The 18,665-nt window shown below is 46.1% G+C and carries 18 protein-coding genes; 5 read left to right on the top strand and 13 right to left on the bottom strand.

The features are described from left to right. Positions 1 to 567: 567 nt before the first annotated feature. Positions 568 to 2,115 carry an anthrax toxin-like adenylyl cyclase domain-containing protein gene (locus EOPP23_RS10460; RefSeq protein WP_153765879.1) on the top strand — a complete coding sequence of 516 codons (1,548 nt, stop codon included), beginning with the start codon at positions 568 to 570 and terminating at the stop codon, positions 2,113 to 2,115. Between the two features lie 99 nt (positions 2,116 to 2,214). On the opposite strand, the gene EOPP23_RS10455 is transcribed toward EOPP23_RS10460, so the two are convergent. The 10 genes from EOPP23_RS10455 to EOPP23_RS10410 all read right to left on the bottom strand — a co-directional run bounded on the left by EOPP23_RS10455 (position 2,215) and on the right by EOPP23_RS10410 (position 10,698). After that, the gene (locus EOPP23_RS10455) at positions 2,215 to 2,628 is read right to left on the bottom strand and encodes a F0F1 ATP synthase subunit epsilon (protein WP_153765878.1); all 414 of its coding nucleotides are present in this window, start codon (positions 2,626 to 2,628) and stop codon (positions 2,215 to 2,217) included. Positions 2,629 to 2,700: 72 nt separating this feature from the next. Beyond that, positions 2,701 to 4,077, bottom strand: a complete 1,377-nt coding sequence (gene atpD, locus EOPP23_RS10450) for a F0F1 ATP synthase subunit beta (protein ID WP_153765877.1) — start codon at positions 4,075 to 4,077, stop codon at positions 2,701 to 2,703. A gap of 30 nt (positions 4,078 to 4,107) precedes the next feature. Beyond that, positions 4,108 to 4,968, bottom strand: coding sequence for a F0F1 ATP synthase subunit gamma (atpG, locus tag EOPP23_RS10445; protein ID WP_153765876.1), 861 nt, complete (start codon positions 4,966 to 4,968; stop codon positions 4,108 to 4,110). Between the two features lie 63 nt (positions 4,969 to 5,031). Beyond that, positions 5,032 to 6,573, bottom strand: coding sequence for a F0F1 ATP synthase subunit alpha (atpA, locus tag EOPP23_RS10440; protein ID WP_153765875.1), 1,542 nt, complete (start codon positions 6,571 to 6,573; stop codon positions 5,032 to 5,034). Positions 6,574 to 6,595: 22 nt separating this feature from the next. Beyond that, entirely contained in the window at positions 6,596 to 7,129 is a 534-nt protein-coding gene (locus EOPP23_RS10435; protein ID WP_153765874.1) for a F0F1 ATP synthase subunit delta, read from the bottom strand. A gap of 12 nt (positions 7,130 to 7,141) precedes the next feature. Beyond that, positions 7,142 to 7,612, bottom strand: coding sequence for a F0F1 ATP synthase subunit B (locus EOPP23_RS10430; protein ID WP_153765873.1), 471 nt, complete (start codon positions 7,610 to 7,612; stop codon positions 7,142 to 7,144). A 145-nt stretch (positions 7,613 to 7,757) separates the two neighbouring features. Further along, positions 7,758 to 8,012 (bottom strand): F0F1 ATP synthase subunit C, encoded by a 255-nt coding sequence (atpE, locus tag EOPP23_RS10425; RefSeq protein WP_153765872.1) that lies wholly within the window; start codon positions 8,010 to 8,012, stop codon positions 7,758 to 7,760. A 144-nt stretch (positions 8,013 to 8,156) separates the two neighbouring features. Further along, positions 8,157 to 9,038 (bottom strand): F0F1 ATP synthase subunit A, encoded by an 882-nt coding sequence (gene atpB, locus EOPP23_RS10420; protein WP_153765871.1) that lies wholly within the window; start codon positions 9,036 to 9,038, stop codon positions 8,157 to 8,159. 49 nt (positions 9,039 to 9,087) lie between these two features. Continuing rightward, entirely contained in the window at positions 9,088 to 9,486 is a 399-nt protein-coding gene (locus EOPP23_RS10415; protein WP_153765870.1) for an ATP synthase subunit I, read from the bottom strand. Positions 9,487 to 9,795: 309 nt separating this feature from the next. Then, positions 9,796 to 10,698, bottom strand: a complete 903-nt coding sequence (locus tag EOPP23_RS10410; RefSeq protein ID WP_194842568.1) for a LysR substrate-binding domain-containing protein — start codon at positions 10,696 to 10,698, stop codon at positions 9,796 to 9,798. 197 nt (positions 10,699 to 10,895) lie between these two features. Here EOPP23_RS10410 and EOPP23_RS10405 point away from each other — a divergent pair, with 197 nt between their 5' ends. From EOPP23_RS10405 to EOPP23_RS10390, 4 genes are all read left to right on the top strand, one after another. Continuing rightward, positions 10,896 to 11,045: a hypothetical protein gene (locus EOPP23_RS10405; protein ID WP_153765868.1), complete on the top strand. Its 150-nt coding sequence runs from the start codon at positions 10,896 to 10,898 to the stop codon at positions 11,043 to 11,045. A gap of 242 nt (positions 11,046 to 11,287) precedes the next feature. Next, the gene (locus EOPP23_RS10400; RefSeq protein ID WP_153765867.1) at positions 11,288 to 12,733 is read left to right on the top strand and encodes a hypothetical protein; all 1,446 of its coding nucleotides are present in this window, start codon (positions 11,288 to 11,290) and stop codon (positions 12,731 to 12,733) included. A 30-nt stretch (positions 12,734 to 12,763) separates the two neighbouring features. Further along, positions 12,764 to 14,365 carry a hypothetical protein gene (locus EOPP23_RS10395; protein WP_153765866.1) on the top strand — a complete coding sequence of 534 codons (1,602 nt, stop codon included), beginning with the start codon at positions 12,764 to 12,766 and terminating at the stop codon, positions 14,363 to 14,365. 137 nt (positions 14,366 to 14,502) lie between these two features. Continuing rightward, positions 14,503 to 15,750 (top strand): cell division protein ZapB, encoded by a 1,248-nt coding sequence (locus tag EOPP23_RS10390; RefSeq protein ID WP_153765865.1) that lies wholly within the window; start codon positions 14,503 to 14,505, stop codon positions 15,748 to 15,750. Between the two features lie 228 nt (positions 15,751 to 15,978). On the opposite strand, the gene EOPP23_RS10385 is transcribed toward EOPP23_RS10390, so the two are convergent. The 3 genes from EOPP23_RS10385 to rsmG all read right to left on the bottom strand — a co-directional run bounded on the left by EOPP23_RS10385 (position 15,979) and on the right by rsmG (position 18,474). Continuing rightward, positions 15,979 to 16,908: a ParB/RepB/Spo0J family partition protein gene (locus EOPP23_RS10385; protein ID WP_153765864.1), complete on the bottom strand. Its 930-nt coding sequence runs from the start codon at positions 16,906 to 16,908 to the stop codon at positions 15,979 to 15,981. Next, positions 16,908 to 17,711 carry a ParA family protein gene (locus EOPP23_RS10380; protein WP_370514746.1) on the bottom strand — a complete coding sequence of 268 codons (804 nt, stop codon included), beginning with the start codon at positions 17,709 to 17,711 and terminating at the stop codon, positions 16,908 to 16,910. The genes EOPP23_RS10385 and EOPP23_RS10380 overlap by 1 nt, the downstream gene beginning before the upstream one ends. Before the next feature lie 118 nt (positions 17,712 to 17,829). Then, the gene (gene rsmG, locus EOPP23_RS10375; RefSeq protein WP_153765863.1) at positions 17,830 to 18,474 is read right to left on the bottom strand and encodes a 16S rRNA (guanine(527)-N(7))-methyltransferase RsmG; all 645 of its coding nucleotides are present in this window, start codon (positions 18,472 to 18,474) and stop codon (positions 17,830 to 17,832) included. Between the last annotated feature and the right edge of the window lie 191 nt (positions 18,475 to 18,665).

The following is an 18,665-nucleotide window of genomic DNA, read 5'->3' as shown; positions in this document are numbered from 1 at the left end:
CACAAGCGCCCACACGAATTGTCTGATATGTTTTTAAAGAACCTGCTTGAAGCACTCGAAAGCGTCTTAATTCAAACTCTGAATCGGCGTCGGTGCCGATCAGCGAGGCCGCTATATTACCGCGACCGTTTTCGTTGTCAAGCACTGATGTTTCAGAACTTGAAAACACGCTGAACATCTCCTCTTGTTTTCGAAGAAGAAAACCTCGTTCAACGGCGACGCATTTTACTGCGTTAACTTGTTATGTCAACAGCTGCTTTCGCAATAACAAAACAAGTTGTCTGAGCCGGTACATCTCTGCTCCGAATCAGTGGGCATAGACTAAGCGTTAGAATGTTTCTTCGCCAGCTCGGTTTACACGTAATTCTTAATATTTTTATTCAACTAATAAGAGTCATTAGTCCCAACACTACCCATCCTGAAACAGGCTACCAATATAGTGAGCTTTTTCCTCTTTATGCTGGGATACGTTATATAAAGTAGCGATGACAATGATGGTTAGGTGAACGGGATGTATCAGGTCTTTCTGTCTACCCTTATTAAGAGGGGTAGTCCGGAATAGCATTCATGGCTGAAAACACAATAGCGGCGGGGCCGGTAGCAGATTACTCAGCTCCCGCCGATCGTGCTGAAGCAGCCAAACACCCGGAGGCAAAGTTATTCGGGCGGAGACTTACCGTTATCCCTGACAGTAAAGTTCAGAAGTACACCCCTCCTAAAACCGGTAATTCAAATCAACCCAGTACTGCTTCTTCGCAAAAACCTATTTCAGAGCGTATTGTTAAGGCAACACAACCTTCTCCAGTTTTGTCAGCAGATCCTTCAAAGACAGTAGCGCTCTCTACTTCAGCCGAAAAGATTGCTGCTCACCAGTTAGTTACTCGTGCCACTCAGACTGGAGTAAATCAAAGCCCTATTGATCTGGACAACAATCCCTTCCTGAAAACAGAAGGGAAGCAGTTGAAACGCTCAAAATCTCAGGAAACACCTTCCAGAAGAAGGCGCAGTTTTGGCGATGTTGCCAAACAGGTCGCACAATCAAAGACAATCAGCAAAGCTTTCGGCAGCCAGGGGCTGGATAAACATGTACTCATCGGTATGGAAAATGTTGCCAACTATAAAAATCAGGGGATACCAAGGAGTTACCTGGAAGGTTTTCAAAGAGTCGCAGAAAAAGAGAACACGATAGTAGCAGTCAGACCTGTAGAGCGTATTTGCCGAACTTTAATTGAGGAAGGTTATGAGTCAAAAGGTCTTGGTATAAAAGGCAAGAGTTCCAACTGGGGGCCGATGGCTGGATTTATTCCTGTTGATCAGTCCCTTAGCAAGCTGACTGACTCCTCTCCAGAGAAAATAGCCGCTTCGAATGCCAAGAATCATGAGGCGCTTTATGTCACTCACTCAGCCACACAAGAGCAACTTCATATTTCCACTCGTCGTATCGATGAACTTAAAGAGTTGGGTTTACTCGAGAATTCCAAATCAATCACTCCGGCTGATAATTATCAAAAGGCAGAGCAGTTTCAGTCGAGCTCAAAAGGTGGCGTGACTAAGACCTTTGAGGCTCATCAGTGCAGTGATGGTCGATGGGATATTTTTGCAGGAACGGGTGACGCGCGTGAGAAGCTTATGGTTATTCCTAAAACTGCAGACTTCGATCTACTATTCTGCTTTTCTCCTAAAGAGTCTTTGGATCTGGCCACTACCGATAAGAAACGAGCTTTCGATTCGAAACTTGGCGTTCTCTCGGACAGAACCCGTACTGTTATTGATTCTTTAAATACCGAATTTAATCGTGGTGAAGGGAAGGATATGGTTCACCACGGTGCTGACACCGAAAACCCTGTCACCGATATGGATGCAAACTTTCCTTGTACTGTCTTCTTTCCTACTGACATCAGCCGGTCACTCGGAATCTATCAAGAGTCCCCTATTCTTATTAAGACTGAAGAAGAGCTATCGAGAATGTTCCGCGCTATGAGAAGTGCAGGCTTCGACGTTCAGGCTAACCCTTTGTGGGATTTATTGACAGATGTCGTAAAAGAAGAGTTCAGAGAAAAAGTCGCTTACTACGAGAATAAAGGAAACGGAAAAGGAAGAAGGCATTCAACCTGATCAATGTTTTACTTGTCGAGAAACTCTAAGGCATAAAAAAAACCCGACAGGTGTCGGGTTTTTTTTAAACCGCAGTAAAAAGATCGCTTAACAACCCATTTACTTACGAATGTACTGAAGAGTACGTAGCTTGGCAGCAGCTTCTGCCAGCTGGGATGCAGCTCGGGAATAGTCAAATTCACCGCTCTGGTTAGCCAGCTCTTTTTCAGCCAGTTTCTTGGCTTCTTCAGCAGCGGCTCCATCCATATCTTCTGCACGCAGGGCAGTATCAGCCAACACTTTGATCATGTTTGGCTGAACTTCCAGGAAACCACCAGAGATGTAGTACACCTCTTCTCCACCGCCTTGTTTAACAATGCGGATAGGGCCTGGACTCAAATCAGTTAGCAGAGGCGCGTGACCAGGTGCAATACCCAGGTCACCAGAAGAACCAGTGGCAATGAGCATTTCCACCAGTCCGGAGTAGATCTCCTCCTCGGCGCTAACGATGTCACAATGAACTGTGATCGCCATATTGTCACCTCCTAGGTATGAAAGTCTTCCTTCTGCTCTTTATATAGAGAACGAAGAAAGACTTTCAGACAATTACATGGACTTGGCTTTCTCGATCGCTTCGTCGATACCGCCAACCATGTAGAACGCCTGCTCAGGCAGGTTGTCGTATTCGCCAGCCAGAATACCCTTGAATGCAGCAATGGTATCTTTCAGGGAAACGTACTTACCAGGAGCACCGGTGAATACTTCAGCTACGAAGAACGGCTGGGACAGGAAGCGTTCAATCTTACGAGCACGGTTTACGGTCTGTTTGTCTTCTTCAGACAGTTCGTCCATACCCAGGATCGCAATGATATCCTTCAGTTCCTTGTAACGCTGCAGCACTGTCTGAACGCCACGAGCTACGTCGTAATGTTCCTGACCAATAACCAGCGGATCCAGCTGACGGGAAGTAGAGTCCAGAGGGTCGATCGCAGGGTAAATACCCTTGGAAGCGATGTCACGGCTCAGTACTACAGTCGCGTCAAGGTGGGAGAAGGTTGTCGCAGGAGACGGGTCAGTCAAGTCATCCGCAGGTACGTAAACGGCCTGAATGGATGTGATAGAACCTTGCTTGGTGGAGGTAATACGCTCCTGCAGGGCACCCATCTCTTCAGCCAGTGTTGGCTGGTAACCTACCGCAGAAGGCATACGACCCAACAGAGCAGATACTTCTGTTCCCGCCAGGGTGTAACGGTAGATGTTGTCAACGAACAACAGTACGTCACGACCTTCGTCACGGAACTTCTCAGCCATAGTCAGGCCGGTCAGCGCTACGCGCAGACGGTTTCCTGGTGGCTCATTCATCTGACCATAAACAAGGGATACCTTGTCGATTACGTTGGAGTCGGTCATTTCGTGGTAGAAGTCGTTACCCTCACGAGTACGCTCACCAACACCTGCAAACACAGAGAAACCGGAGTGCTCGATCGCGATGTTACGGATCAGCTCCATCATGTTTACGGTCTTACCAACACCGGCACCACCGAACAGACCAACCTTACCACCTTTCGCAAAAGGCGCTACCAGGTCGATTACCTTGATACCGGTTTCCAGCAGCTCGTTAGAAGCAGACTGTTCCGCGTAGGAAGGTGGCTTACGGTGAATAGCCATTCGCTCTTCTTCACCGATAGGGCCCTTCTCATCGATAGGGTTACCCAGAACGTCCATGATACGGCCCAGGGTTTTTGTACCCACTGGAACCTGAATCGGAGCGTTGGTGTTTTCAGCCACCAGACCACGTGCTACACCTTCGGTGGAACCCATGGCGATAGTACGAACGATACCGTCGCCCAGCTGCTGCTGAACTTCCAGTACCAGTTCTTTGCCTTCGACGTTCAGGGCGTCGTAGACCTTAGGGACAGAATCCCTTGGGAATTCGACGTCAATTACGGCGCCGATAATTTGAATAATACGACCGCTACTCATAGCCTTGCCTTTCCTCTACCCTTTAATCTTTTATACCGCCGCTGCGCCACTGACGATTTCAGACAGTTCCTGGGTTATCGCAGACTGACGAGCCTTGTTGTATACCAACTGCAGGTCATCAATCAGGTCACCCGCGTTGTCGGTCGCACTCTTCATTGCAACCATACGCGCTGCCTGTTCACAGGCATTGTTTTCCACTACAGCCTGGAACACCTGAGACTCAATATAACGAAGCAGCAGACCATCCAGTAATGCTTTGGCGTCTGGTTCGTAAATGTAATCCCAGGGCTTGTTCAGCGACTCATTGTCATCAGCTACCAGAGGCAGAAGTTGCTGCACTACTGGAGACTGGGTCATGGTGTTGACAAATTCATTATGAACTACGAACAGACGATCAATGTCGCCTTCTTCATATTTGTCCAGCATGACTTTCACACTGCCGATCAGATCAGCAATGCTGGGCGAGTCACCGATATGGGTTGTGGCTGCCACGACGTTACCGCCGTAACTTTGGAAAAATGAAACAGCCTTGCTGCCAATTAAGCAGAAATCTATTTCAACGTTTTGATCGTCCCACTGCTTCATATTGGCAATGGTTTTTTTGAACAGGTTAATGTTCAAACCGCCACACAGGCCACGATCAGTAGAAACGATGATATAGCCAACACGCTTGGCAGGACGCTCGGTCATGTAAGCGTGTTTGTATTCAGCTCGAGCATGAGCAATATGCCCAACCACCTGACGAATACGCTTTGCATAAGGGCTGCTGGTTTCCCGGCGTTCCTGGGCTCTGCGCATTTTACTCGCCGCAACCATTTCCATGGCGCTGGTGATCTTTTGCGTACTTGTAATAGACGCTATTTGCGTCCGGATCTCTTTTGCGCCTGCCATTGTGATTCCTCAGCTACCTGTTACCGGATGCCCAGGCGGACAACCGGTAACAATAAGCCTGTTTTACCAGGACTGGGTGGCCTTGAACTTCTCAATGGCCTCTTTAATGCCCGCTTCGATCTCGTCGTTGTAGTCGCCCTTCTCGTTGATACGAGCCATCAGGTCGGCAAACTCGGAGTTAATAAAGCTCAGCAGAGCGGCTTCAAAGTCCAGGATCTTGTTCAGAGCAACGTCCTGCAGGTAGCCTTTTTCAGCGGCGTAGATAACTACACCCATATCAGCTACAGACATTGGAGCGTATTGCTTCTGCTTCATCAGTTCGGTAACACGCTGACCGTGTTCCAGCTGGTTACGGGTCGCTTCATCCAGATCAGAAGCAAACTGGGCAAATGCCTGCAGTTCACGATACTGAGCCAGTGCCAGACGAATACCGCCACCGAGTTTCTTGATGATCTTGGTCTGGGCTGCACCACCTACACGGGATACAGACACACCGGCGTTCATTGCAGGACGAATACCTGCGTTAAACAGATCGGTTTCCAGGAAGATCTGACCATCGGTAATAGAAATTACGTTGGTTGGTACGAACGCAGATACGTCACCAGCCTGGGTTTCGATGATTGGCAGAGCAGTCAGAGAGCCTGTCTTACCTTTCACTTCACCATTGGTCATTTTTTCTACGTAGTCAGCATTTACGCGAGATGCACGCTCCAGCAGACGGGAGTGCAAGTAGAAAACGTCACCAGGGTACGCTTCACGACCTGGTGGACGACGCAGCAGCAGGGAGATCTGACGATACGCCCAGGCTTGCTTGGTCAAATCATCAAATACGATCAGGGCATCTTCACCGATGTCACGGAAGAATTCACCCATGGAGCAACCAGCAAACGGAGCCAGATATTGCATGGACGCAGGATCGGAAGCACCAGCAGCAACAACAATGGTGTGATCCATTGCGCCGTGCTCTTCCAGCTTGCGTACTACGTTAGCAATAGAGGACTGCTTCTGACCGATAGCCACATAGACACACTTGATGCCTGTGCCTTTCTGGTTAATGATCGCATCGATAGCGACAGCAGTTTTACCTGTCTGACGGTCACCGATGATCAGCTCACGCTGACCACGACCAACTGGTACCATGGCGTCAATCGCCTTGTAACCAGTTTGAACCGGCTGATCTACACCCTGACGATCAATTACGCCTGGTGCAACTTTTTCGATCGGAGAAGTTTCGGTAGCTTCGAGTGGGCCTTTGCCATCAATGGGGTTACCCAAAGCGTCAACAACACGACCCAGCAACTGCCTGCCAACAGGTACTTCAAGAATTCGTCCGGTACACTGTACGGTCTGGCCTTCAGCCAGATCCAGATAGTCACCTAAAACAATTGCGCCGACGGAGTCTTGCTCCAGGTTCAACGCCATTCCGTATACATTGCCAGGGAACTTAATCATTTCCCCGTACATTACGTCTTGCAGACCATGTATACGAACGATACCGTCAGTAACACTGACGATGGTGCCCTCATTGCGGGCTTCACTGGACACCTCAAGCTGCTCAATGCGGCTCTTGATGATGTCACTGACCTCGGAAGGATTCAGTTGCATAGCTTACCTGCCAAACCTTTAACTATGAAATCATCGCATCGGATAGCTGGTTCAATCGTGCGCGTACGGAGCTGTCTATAACCAGGTCTCCGGCTTTCACGATGACGCCACCGATTAAGTAGCTGTCTATCTGCGTATGCATTCGTACTGAGCGACCAAGACGTTTTTCAACTTGTTTGGCAATTTTCTGCTGCTGATCTTCGTTCAGCGGATAAGCAGAAATTACCTCAATATCTTGATAACTCTGATCCTGTGCTTTCATCTGCTCGAATAAAAATTCGATATAGGGCAACAGCGAGATCCGTTTCTTGTTCGCCAGAATTCGAATGTAGTTTTCAAATTCTGCGGTCAGGCTGCCTTCGCACAGTTTAATAAAAGCGTCAGCCTTACTGTCACCACTACTGGCTGGATCAGCCAATAGTTCAGCTACGGACTCATGCCTGGAAACAGCTGCAGATAAAGTTAGCATTTGAGACCACTCATTGAGTTGGTTTTTCTCTTTTGCTAATTCAAAAGCAGCTTTGGCATAAGGGCGGGCACATGTGGTTAATTCCATGGTCTCCCCCTTTTAGAGTTCCGCAACCAGGTCATCAACCAGTCGACTGTTCGCAGATTCATCCAGGTTTGCACCCAGAATACGCTCGGCACCAGCCACAGCCAGTGTTGCTACCTGAGCGCGCAGAGCTTCACGAGCCCTGTTTGCTTCCTGCTCGATTTCAGCCTGAGCAGCAACTTTGATACGTTCAGCTTCCTGACGAGCTTCTTCTTTCGCTTCGTCAACAATCTGGTTGGCACGCTTGTTAGCCAGCTCAATGATACCTTGAGCTTCACCACGAGCAGCACGCAGCTCTTTACCAGCTCTGTCTTGAGCCAGCTTCAGATCTTTGTGTCCGCGAGATGCAGCTTCAAGACCATCAGCAATTTGTTTCTTACGGTCATTGAGGGCCTGCATGATTGGTGGCCAAACATATTTCATGCAGAACCAGACAAAGACAGCAAACGCTATCGTCTGGCCAATGATCGTCGCATTAATATTCATACGAACTCCACCTGCTCCAGTTTTCTGTTTTCTAACCCTGTTCTATTGCCAGTGACAAAGATCGGGTTGTATTCGGCTTTGTCAGCAAAACCAGAGGACTTTAAGCCCTCCGGCCTGCCTGAAAGCCGGAAACTAACTGCAGCTATTACTGAACCAGAGCTACGAACGGGTTAGCAAAGGTGAAGAACAAAGCGATACCAACGGCGATCATTGGAACGGCGTCCAGCAGACCAGCAACGATAAACATCTTGGTTTGCAGCATTGGAGCAGTTTCAGGCTGACGAGCAACACCTTCAAGGAATTTACCGCCCAACAGACCGAAGCCAATTGCAGTAGCCAGAGCCGCCAGACCCATCATTACAGCAACACCAATTACAGTCAGACCAACTACCAGTTCCATATTTCCTCCCGACTTTTGCGTCGATGATTTAGTTAAATGAAATTATTTAAGTTTCAGGGAGACACTTTTTCCTCAACTTCCTTAGGAAGGATCAGAAAAAATGTCAGGGTTTACTGACACAGACGTATAAAACGAAAGTGTAAATTAATGATCTTCAGACGCCATGCTGAGATAAACAATAGTCAGCGTCATGAAAATGTAAGCCTGCAAAGCAATAACCAGGATGTGGAATACCGCCCAACCGAAGTGCAGTGGCAGCTGTCCATAACCAATCATCGCTATCAAGATAAACAACAACTCACCAGCGTAAAGGTTTCCGAATAAACGAAGGCCCAATGAGATTGGTTTAGCGATCAGGGTTACAAATTCCAGGATAAAGTTAACAGGAATCAGGAAAGCCTGAGCAACTTTATTGCTGGTGTTGAATGGGTGCAGTGTCAATTCACCGATAAAACCACCGATCCCTTTTACGCGGATCGAATAGAAAATAACCAGAGCGAAGACACTAAACGACATTGACAATGTAATATTAGGATCCGTACTTGGTACGATCTTCATATATGGAATGCCTACCAGTGTCGCCAGACCTGGAATCCAGTCTACCGGCACAAGATCCATCAGGTTCATGAAGAAGATCCAGACAAAAATGGTCAACGCCAGTGGTGCAATAAGGTTGCTACGACCGTGATACGTGTCTTTAACACTTTTATCAACAAACTCGACAAGCATTTCAACCAGATTCTGGAGGCCGCCTGGAACACCCGATTCTGCCTTTTTCGCAACAGAACGGAAGAGTGTAATAAACACCAGACCAAGCAATACGGACCAGAATAAACTGTCCACATGAAGCGCCCAGAAGCCCATTGCTTTAGCTTCCGCAGCCGTCTGGGCAAATGTCCAGGTTTCAGCCTGTAACGAACCTAACACATTACCGTGCGCATCAATGCGCTCAAAACCTGCAGGAAGCTTACCGTAGGTAAGATTCTGCAGGTGGTGTCCTATATACTCAGATGCAGTATTTGCCATGGATTTTCCCGTACACCATCATTATCTATATCTATTTCAGTGAGCTGGTTCAGCGGTTCCGAATAATGAACGGTGTAAACCAACTTACTGCTTGTATTAATACAAATGCGCTGAATAACGGCAGTGGTTTCACTGATGGAAACAGCACAAAAATCAGGGTGAATGCTGCAGCGGTCAACATGAATTTGCCGGCTTCGCCTTGATAAAATGACCTGACGATTTTTTTAGCGGAACCAGCTCCACGATAACGAAAGGCCTGCCATACCAGGTACGCATTTGGAATACTACACGCCAGACCACCTGCCAGAGCTGAAACCGCCTCAATATTTCCAAAAGGCAAAACCAACAGCGCTAGGCAAAATGTAGCCAACAACTGGGCAACTACAACCCGATGCATCTTCGGTTGTTGAAGATGTGCATATTGTGCCTGGCTGCTCGAGTTAAACATTATGTTTCGTTACTCTATTACGTCCTGACTTCAGACTCAGAGAACAGCCTTCATTACCTTGCGGGAACAGCTGCTTCAGATCTTCAGCACCTGAGAACCAGTCTGGAAAGTCCTGTGAGTTCGATAAAAAGATGAATCCTCAACAAGACATAACACGTATGACAATTATGAAACTTTTTTTCACTCTTTCCGGCGCGCGCAAGTATACTAGTGACTTGTACCTACGTTCAACTAATATCTTAAGCGTGTCGGATTAACTATTGATCTGACCCATTGCAATTATAACCAAAAAGCTGATAGGCCTTTATTTCAGCTGGGAATTTTTCCTTCCCAGGCTAGAATAAACTCCGACAGTTTTTGTACAACACCGCTCTTATATCTCCTTTTGTTAAGGAGCAGATAAAAGTGTCGTTTCAAAGCCAGCTCTTTCACGTTGATTGTTGAAATCAGCCCCGCTTTCTTCGCTCGCCACACAGCTAAGTGCGATATACAGCCTATACCAAGTCCTGCCATGACTGCCTGTTTAACGGCTTCAGCCCTGTTAAGACTCATCACCATACTGGGCGGTGTTTTCAGGCTGACTGCCAGAACCTCATCAAATAAAGCTCTTGTACCAGAACCACGTTCCCGAAGAATCCAGTGTTCTTCTGTCAGATCTTTCAACTCAACAGTTTGACCTGAAAGCGGGTGACCCGGGCTGCAGATAATCACCAGTTCATCTTCCTGCCAGGCTATCGCCTCAAGGTCAGGATGCAGACAACTACCTTCAACAACAGCTAGATCGACCTCCATAGAAAGTAGACGCTGTTTGATATTTCTGGAGTTATCAATTTGAATTTCAGTACGGATGTTTGGACAGGTTTTCTTGAAGCCTCCTATTATGTGAGGCATCAAATTATTCCCAATCGTTGAGCTGGCACAGATTCTCACGGTTCCCTGCTCATAACAACCACCCTCCATAAACTGGCTTTCTATCTCTCCGGCCCGATCAAGCATTTCTGTTGCCATCGGCAAGAGTGCTCTGCCAGCATCGTTCAAAGTCATGGATGCACCAGAATGGCGATCAAACAATGGTCCCAGGTGCTTCTCCAGTTCGGAAAGCGCCATGCTGGCAGCTGGTTGGGAGATATAGAGGGATTCTGCTGCTGCAGTTACTCTGTCACTTTGAGCAACAGCACGAAATATTTCCAGCTGTCGCAGGGTGATATGCATCGACTTATACAACTCCATGATCGTACGTTATCTGCGATCATCCTTAGCCTCAAGAGCTATAAGTATATCTTATGCCCCGTCATTAACTTATTGATTATTCAAAGTCTTTACATCGGTTTATGGTCTGACTAACAGGTTTGTTGCCAGAGGGCATGGATAGAGTGACTCATAGCGACACAAGATCAGGTAGAAAAACAATGAGCAGCCCAATCAGTAAGTGGATTGAACTGAAAAAAATCAACAATGCCATGCAACTGGTATTACGGACTAAACAAAAGGCCAGGGGCGACCGTCCTTTTGACGACTTGAATAATTTCTTCAAAGAAGCCAATAAACAAATCAAATAATTGACAGATAACAGTTAACTCTTCCTGCTCCCCAAAAAAAGACTGCTCTCAGCCGTCTTTTTTACCACTCATCAAAGTTCTTTCTTCCTTATTAAGCCTGAACTCCGGTTTATCGCCAAACTCAATATTAACTCCTCTTAAATAATGTTGGGATCTATATGCTTGAGTCGGGAAGTACCATTCCAGGTACATACGTTTTCTCCAGAGCCAATGCATTAAAAGCAGCTGGGCTCGCCTATAAAATGGAGCGTGCCGGGCAAGATAGTACTGGCAAAAAAGGCAAAATAGCCAATGCCTTAAGAAAGGGTTGGGCGGCTTTCAGATCCAGACAGGTAACACTTCCTAAACATGAAGATGTGTCCGTAACACAGCCACCTTCAGATATTGACAAAATTATTCAGAAATATACAAAGAAAAGAATCTGTAGAAGAAAGTTAACCCCCTTTGAACTCCCTGCTGGCTGGAAATGGAGTCAAGGCGCCGCTAAAGCATCTCCTCGCCATGTAGTCATAAAACACTGGAGTTCTCCCGGTGTAGAAGACAGCAGTAGACATACAGCAATGACTCTTAGAGACCGACCTCGTGAAATAAATCAGTATGTTGGCCTAATGTACGGGCATGACAAATCTGACTCATGGGTGTATTCCAAAAACCCGCTCAAGAGTCGACTAGCGGTAAAACTAGCCAAACGGTCAGGGTTGAAAATAGCCCACTACTCACAAGATAAAAAACTGTATGTTAAACCTGAAGCGAGAGGCAAGCTCGAAGCAGAGGACCAGAAAAAGGAGTCCATAGAATCATCTAAATCGCGCATGCAGCTTGCAAGCAGTGCATTTAAGGATGGACTACAGATGTTTCGTGAATCAACTTCCTATGGTGAACTTCGTGAAATAGTTGGTTTAACGTGGAAACGCCTGGCTTCCATTCCTGAAAAACAACTTAAGGCCAAAAATATTGAACTTGATCCTAGTATCAGGCCATTTGCCTTTCAAAAGAAAAATAAAAAAACCGGAGAGTGGGAGCGTAGAGCTGAGAAAGTATACCTGCCATGCCAGGGCACAGCGGATTCCAGTGACCAGTTTGTCATGTTTGGATTGCAGTTCGATAAAATGCATGAGTCCTGGGCTCGTTTCACCTCTGCTGACAACCCTGACTTTTATTACAGAGAAGTCAGTAAATACAACAACTGCAGTGGATCTGTATTAAAGGTGATGAAAGATGGTGGTTCTGACCAGTATTTGCCTATCAACCCAATCCTTTATACCGACCAACCAATGGTAGATCGGTACTCCCACAAACTGATGGAACGACTGGAAGCACTAAACGATAAGTCATCACACCTCTTAGCCTTGAGTACAGATGCAGACATCTCTACTCCTTATGAAGCAGCTAACCTGGCAGCAGCCGCACTAAAAAAATCTTCAGGGAAGTTAGGGACAAGGAAGTTCAAAAAATGTCTTTCTTCTCTTGCCTCACAGGCCTTAAAACTTGATCAGAAAAAACAGGATATAGATTCACTAACATCATTCGCCATCAAGTATGTAGAGACGCTAGAACTGGCTTATTCGCAAACAGAAGGAAATTATAACCTGGAGCAAGCACTGAAACCTGCCTTATCTATTTTTATGGACTTAAGAGACAGAATGAAGGTGGCATCGAAAGCAACCACCGAAGTAGATACTCATTAAATTTGACAATTGAACTTGGTGAATGCCTTTATGAACACTGATGGAGCAATAAAATCCGGAATCTATTTATTCTCCAGTCGGGATGCATTCAAGGCGGCAAAGCTTGCATACAAAGTTGAGTTAGCCAGACAGGAAGTTGCAACTGGTAGACCTGATAAATTCAAAGCATTACGCCATGGACTGAAAGCATTCAGATCTCATCGTGTCTCCATTCCAGAATTGAATCCCTCTGAACCAAACTCACCTGAAATCAAAGGTAACTACCATCAAGAAGTCACTCACCTGGTAGGAATGCTTACCAAAAAAAACATATGCGCCAGGCAACTAACACCTTACGAGATACCAGCAGGTTTTAAGTGGCGTGTTGGGCAAGCTCAAGATATGCCTAAACACATCGTTGTCAGGAACTGGGTTGACCCCAGAATCAAGGACAGTAGCCGACACTCGGCCTTGTCTATAAAAGACACAGACAGAAATATTCACGACTATGTATCTTTGGTTCCAGGAGATAATGGTCTGAGCTCAAGTAACCGAATACTCCAAAGTATTCTAACGTTGAGGAGTTATTTCAAACGTATCAAGCCGGACACAATTCCGACTTACGCTAAAGACAAGTATCAATACATTGCACAGAGAGCTCGGAGCAGGTTGGTTCTTGCAGATGAAGAGCTATCAGAAAAGCAGTTCGAGCATGAACAAAAAAGAACAGAGTCTTTGAGAGCTAAAGCGACTTTCAGGCGAATAAGGAGGCATTTGGGCCAAGCATATAACGACTTACGAGGGCTGGATTCGTATAGTTTCAGTCGTTTGAAGTCAGTAGCAGTGCCTCTGATGAAAAACTTATGGGCAACGCCCCAAAAAACTGAGGACGAAAAAGAATTAGAAATACCAAGATCTGTAATACCTTTCGCAACACAGAAAAAGAACAGCAAAACAAAAAAGTGGGAAAGAAGGGCTCAAAAGGTTTACCTTCCATGCCAGGGATTTTCCAGTCAGAGACCAGACAGAAACAATCAGTTCACTATGTTTGGTCTGAATTTTGATGACATGAGAACCTCCTGGAAAGAGTTTAAATCTCCTGATAATCCTGACTTCTATTACAGACCGATGAGTAAATATAACAACTGCAGTGGAGCAGCACTCAGGTTATTAAAAATAGGCGGTTGTGACCACTACTTACCCATCCGGCCTATTCTTTACACTGACCAGAAAATAGTAGAGAGATATTCCAATAAGCTGGTTCAAAGGCTTGATAGCTTAAATATGAAGTCTGACTTTCTAATCAGAAAGTGCAACAGTCCAGAGTTTGAGGCCGCGGATTTTCAAGAAAAAGAAGCTTTACAGTCTCTTAAGCAACACACCAAAGAAGCCTCGAACAAACAGCTTAAAAAACAGCTTCTCACATTAGCTAAACTGGCAAATAAATTAGCCAAAACTGAAGACAAAAAAGAACTATTAACACCTATAGCTGTTGAGTATGTTGAAGCTCTCAGTAGAGCATTCGAAATCACAGCAAATGATCCTACACTCTCTAAGCCTTTAACCCCTGCATTATCAGTATTTGTTAATTTAAGGCGAAGAATGATGCAAGTCAGTAGTCAATTTCCTGACGGGACTAACGACAGCCACTAGCTTAGTCATTATTTTTAAACAATATATTCCTGACAGTCTCTAAAATCAGTCATCCATCAGATTTTCTATTCGTCATGTGCAGGTGATTTGTTTAGAAAGTTATATTTAAAGACAGTACTTTTGAATATGGGTGAGTTATGTCTGGCACAAGGGTTGGCACTGAATCAAATTTTCATACCGCCTCTAACTCTGTTGTTGATTATTTTGAGCCTACTAGTGACTCAACTAACGCAGAGTATAAAACTGTTACTGCCGAAAAAAACATTCCAGATTCTGAACAACGCCCTGACGCGAGCAAACCTGAACAAAAACCCGTTGCTCAACGTTACCTTACCAAAACAGGCTGGTACCCCTTCAAAGGGAGTGTCAACTACGCTTGGAAAAGCCCTATAGGTGCCGAATCTGCCTCCACTGTTGTACCTAGTAAAGTACCTGATAATACAGCAGTGCTGTTATTGCAAGGCGAACACACCGCTATTCTTATGGGAGGCTTTGATTCTGAAGCACTGATAAATCCTTCAGCAAAACCAGACTTCAGCGTTCATGACCAGAAAGTAAAAGAATTGGATTTTTACATCCCACTTTATCAGAAAAAATTATCCGCTCTCACTGAAAAACTTAGTGAGTTAATAACAAATGGGGATGATGAAGAGATTAGAGAAGTACAACCAAAAATTGCTGAACTTAAAGAGACACTTAACAGTAAAATTGCAGAAAGAGATCAAAAAACTCAAGAAAGATCAAAAGCCACAGCAAGCATAGAAGCGGCAAAAGAGCATATTTTCAGTTGGTATCCAGACAAAAAAGTTGCTGGTGCAGAATTTGCAGCCGCTGCAGGCAGTATTCTTGTTGGCAGCCAGGTAGCAGGCAAGGCAACAGCCTATTCTCTGGCTGGTAGTATTATAGCGCCCCTCCCCACCTTTGCCGTTACCGCACTGTCATCAGCTATCAGCTATGCCATATGGGGGCGAGGCTTTAGTACCCCGTCAGAAAATAAAGTTATGTCCTTAACAACCAAACCTGGCAGTAACTACCTCAGGCCCGATGAGGGCGTGTTTGCTATTCCTATACAAGGTTTAGATGTTGAAGCCATGAAGGCAAAAGCAAAAGAAATAAAAGAAAGCCGTAATTTTGAGATGCTGAGTATGAATTGCTCTAAAAGCGTTCTTGAAATCATTAAAGCAGGCCTACCTGCTGAAGCTGCGAGTCAAGTGCCTGAAGCCTGGGGGTGGACAACACCAACTGACGTAGAAAACATAGTTGCTTCCCTGATTGAAAATAGTTCTATCACCTCTGGAGAAATTGATAGCACTGGGGAAATTCACTTTACAGATGATGATGAAGATATTTGGTTTGATGCACAACCAGACTTCCCCACAGCTTAAAAATGAGCACTCAAGAGAGTGGATCTAATACCTATAGCTTAAGCACTTAAGTTTATCCGATAATAATTGGGTAATAGTGAAGCCGGAAATTAATGCATAAACTTTTAAAATTCGACAAATATGAAACTTACCCGAAATAATTCAGTAATTCATGAGACAAAGCGGTGGAATACGAAATAGAAATGTAGGCTTGAAAAACAGGGTCAACAGAACGCTGACCCGAATGGCTTATTTGATATGAGCCAGAACTCCATCCAACTCATCCAGAGAACTGTAAGAGATCACCAGCTTCCCTTTACCTTTGGCACTGTGCTGAATAGCTACGCTTGCACCAATCTTGTCCGACAGGTCATCTTCGAGGCGTTTGATATCAGGATCGATTTTAGTCTGAACCTTCTTCTTGCTCTGCTCTTTCTCCTGCAGCATACGGCGAACCATAGCTTCGGTCTGTCTCACAGAGAGGCCTTTGGCAACAATGGTTCTGGCCGCTTCCAACTGTTCCATATCAGACAGTGACAACAGTGCACGAGCGTGACCCATTTCCAGATCGCCATACTCAAGCATCTTCTTCACATCATCACTGAGCGACATAAGACGCAGGATATTTGCGACCGCAGTTCTGGATTTACCGACAGCTTCAGCCACCTCCTGCTGAGTCAGCTCAAACTCTTTTTGCAGGCGGGAGAGAGCAATGGCTTCTTCAATCGGGTTCAGGTCTTCACGCTGAATGTTCTCGATCAGCGCCATGGCAATGGCAGCTTCATCAGGAACATCACGAATCAAAGCAGGAACTTCAGCAAGACCAGCAATCTGTGCTGCACGCCAGCGTCGTTCACCGGCAATGATTTCATAACGGTTGTTGCTTAGCGGGCGAACCACAATAGGCTGCATAATGCCTTGGGCTTTAATGCTTTCAGCCAGTTCTTCCAGAGCATCCGGGTGCATATCTCGTCGAGGCTGATACTTGCCTCGAGAAATAAATTCGACAGGTAACTCTCTTAACTCTTTGTCTTTCGCAGTGCTTTTAACATTGTCTTTCACGACAGCAGGCTCGTTTGCTACTGCTTCCGGTGCAGAAAGGTCATTGGAAATGGAGGAATCGAGTTTGGCCCCTCCCATCAATGCACTCAGGTTAGTTCCCAGACGTCTTTTAGCCATCAGCTCGCAGTCTTCCTTTCTGTGTTGAGCCCTTTCACCTTATCTTGCCGGCGAACCACTTCTCCCGCCAGTGCCAGATAGGCTATCGCACCTCTGGAGTTCTTGTCGTAGTTCAGAACAGGTACTCCATGGCTTGGTGCTTCAGCTAGGCGAACATTGCGAGGTATTACTGTGCGATAAACCTGTTCGCCAAAATGACTGATCAGCTGTCGGGATACTTCGTTGGTCAGACCGATACGCGGGTCATACATAGTCCGCAGCAGCCCCTCTATATGAAGCCTGGGGTTTATGGTCTGACGAATCCCGGTGATGGTTTCCATCAATGCGGTCAGCCCTTCAAGGGCATAGTACTCGCACTGCATAGGGATAATAACGCCTTCGGCCGCAGCAAGAGCGTTAAGGGTCAACATGTTTAACGACGGTGGACAATCAATCAGAATAAAGTCATAACGATCAGCGACTTCTGCAAGGGCGTCTCGTAAACGAGTTTCCTTGCCTTCCATAGTCATCAGTTCAACTTCAGCAGCAGTGGTGTCGGCGTTGCCCGGCAGAACGTCATAACCGGACTCTTCCGGCTTCTGAATGGCATCATGAATACTGCCCTGCCCTGTCAGAACATGATAAACAGAGCGCTCCAGCTCATGCTTATCAACGCCACTTCCTGTAGTGGCATTGCCCTGAGGGTCCATATCAACCAGCAGCACTCTGCGCTTGGTCGCTGCCAGGGAGGCGGCAAGGTTAATACAGGAAGTGGTTTTCCCTACGCCGCCCTTCTGATTAGTTACCGCTAGAATTTTTCCCACTGCTGCTACCGTTGTTATAGCTATATTCTTTATTCAGTAGCTGACGTTCCTGTCAGCCCCGGGGGGCTCTGCTAGCAGTGCCCCATCCACCAGATAAAAATCTGTTTACTCAAACAGCTTACTGACCTGACCTCAAAATGACCAGATGTCTCTGCGCTTCACAGCCAGGAACTTCCAGAGCATGACTTTCTGTCATGACAATTTCAGGGTGTTTTTCCAGCAAGTCTTTGTACTCCTGATCAGGATAAAGACCTTTCATTGCCAGAAACTTTCCGCCTTTGGCCAGCAAATGTTCAGTACCATCAACCATATCAATCAAAGAGCTGAACGCTCGAGACATAATGACATCAAAAGGTTGGTCAGCTTTAAACGACTCACAACGCTCATTGGTAACAAATACATTTTTCAAACCCAATTCAGCCACTGCCTGAGTCATAAATCGGGTTTTTTTGCCATTGCTGTCAACACAGGTGAACTGCTTTTCAGGATTCAGAATGGCCATGGGTATACCTGGCAAACCGGGACCAGAGCCAACATCCATCAGGTGCTCGCCTTCCATAAACGGCGCGATGCTGAGGCTGTCCAGAATATGGCGAGACACCATTTCTTCAGGGTCGCGGACAGCCGTAAGGTTGAAAGCCTTGTTCCATTTGACCAGTAATTCAACATACCGGGTCAGCAGGTCAGCCTGAGTATCGGATAAAGAAACAGAAAGCGCTTCGGCGCCCTGGCAGATGCGATTACGCAACGACAGAGATGACATCAGGAATTCAGCCCAGAGATATAAAGAGTAGTAGGCTAGTTTATTGCAATTCTGAAACTCAGTCGAATGACAAAGCAGTGGATACTTAGAAGTCATTTCCCCGCATACAGGGGGAAATGACAATCTAAAATTTGACGATGTGTGTGCACACTCGGGAAGGAAAAGTGCGGGCTGTGAATAACCCGCATTCT

The organism is Endozoicomonas sp. OPT23, from assembly GCF_009653635.1.
GTDB lineage: Bacteria > Pseudomonadota > Gammaproteobacteria > Pseudomonadales > Endozoicomonadaceae > Endozoicomonas_A.
The sequence above is the reverse complement of the archived record's forward strand: the minus strand, read 5'-3'. Positions and strand labels throughout refer to the sequence as shown.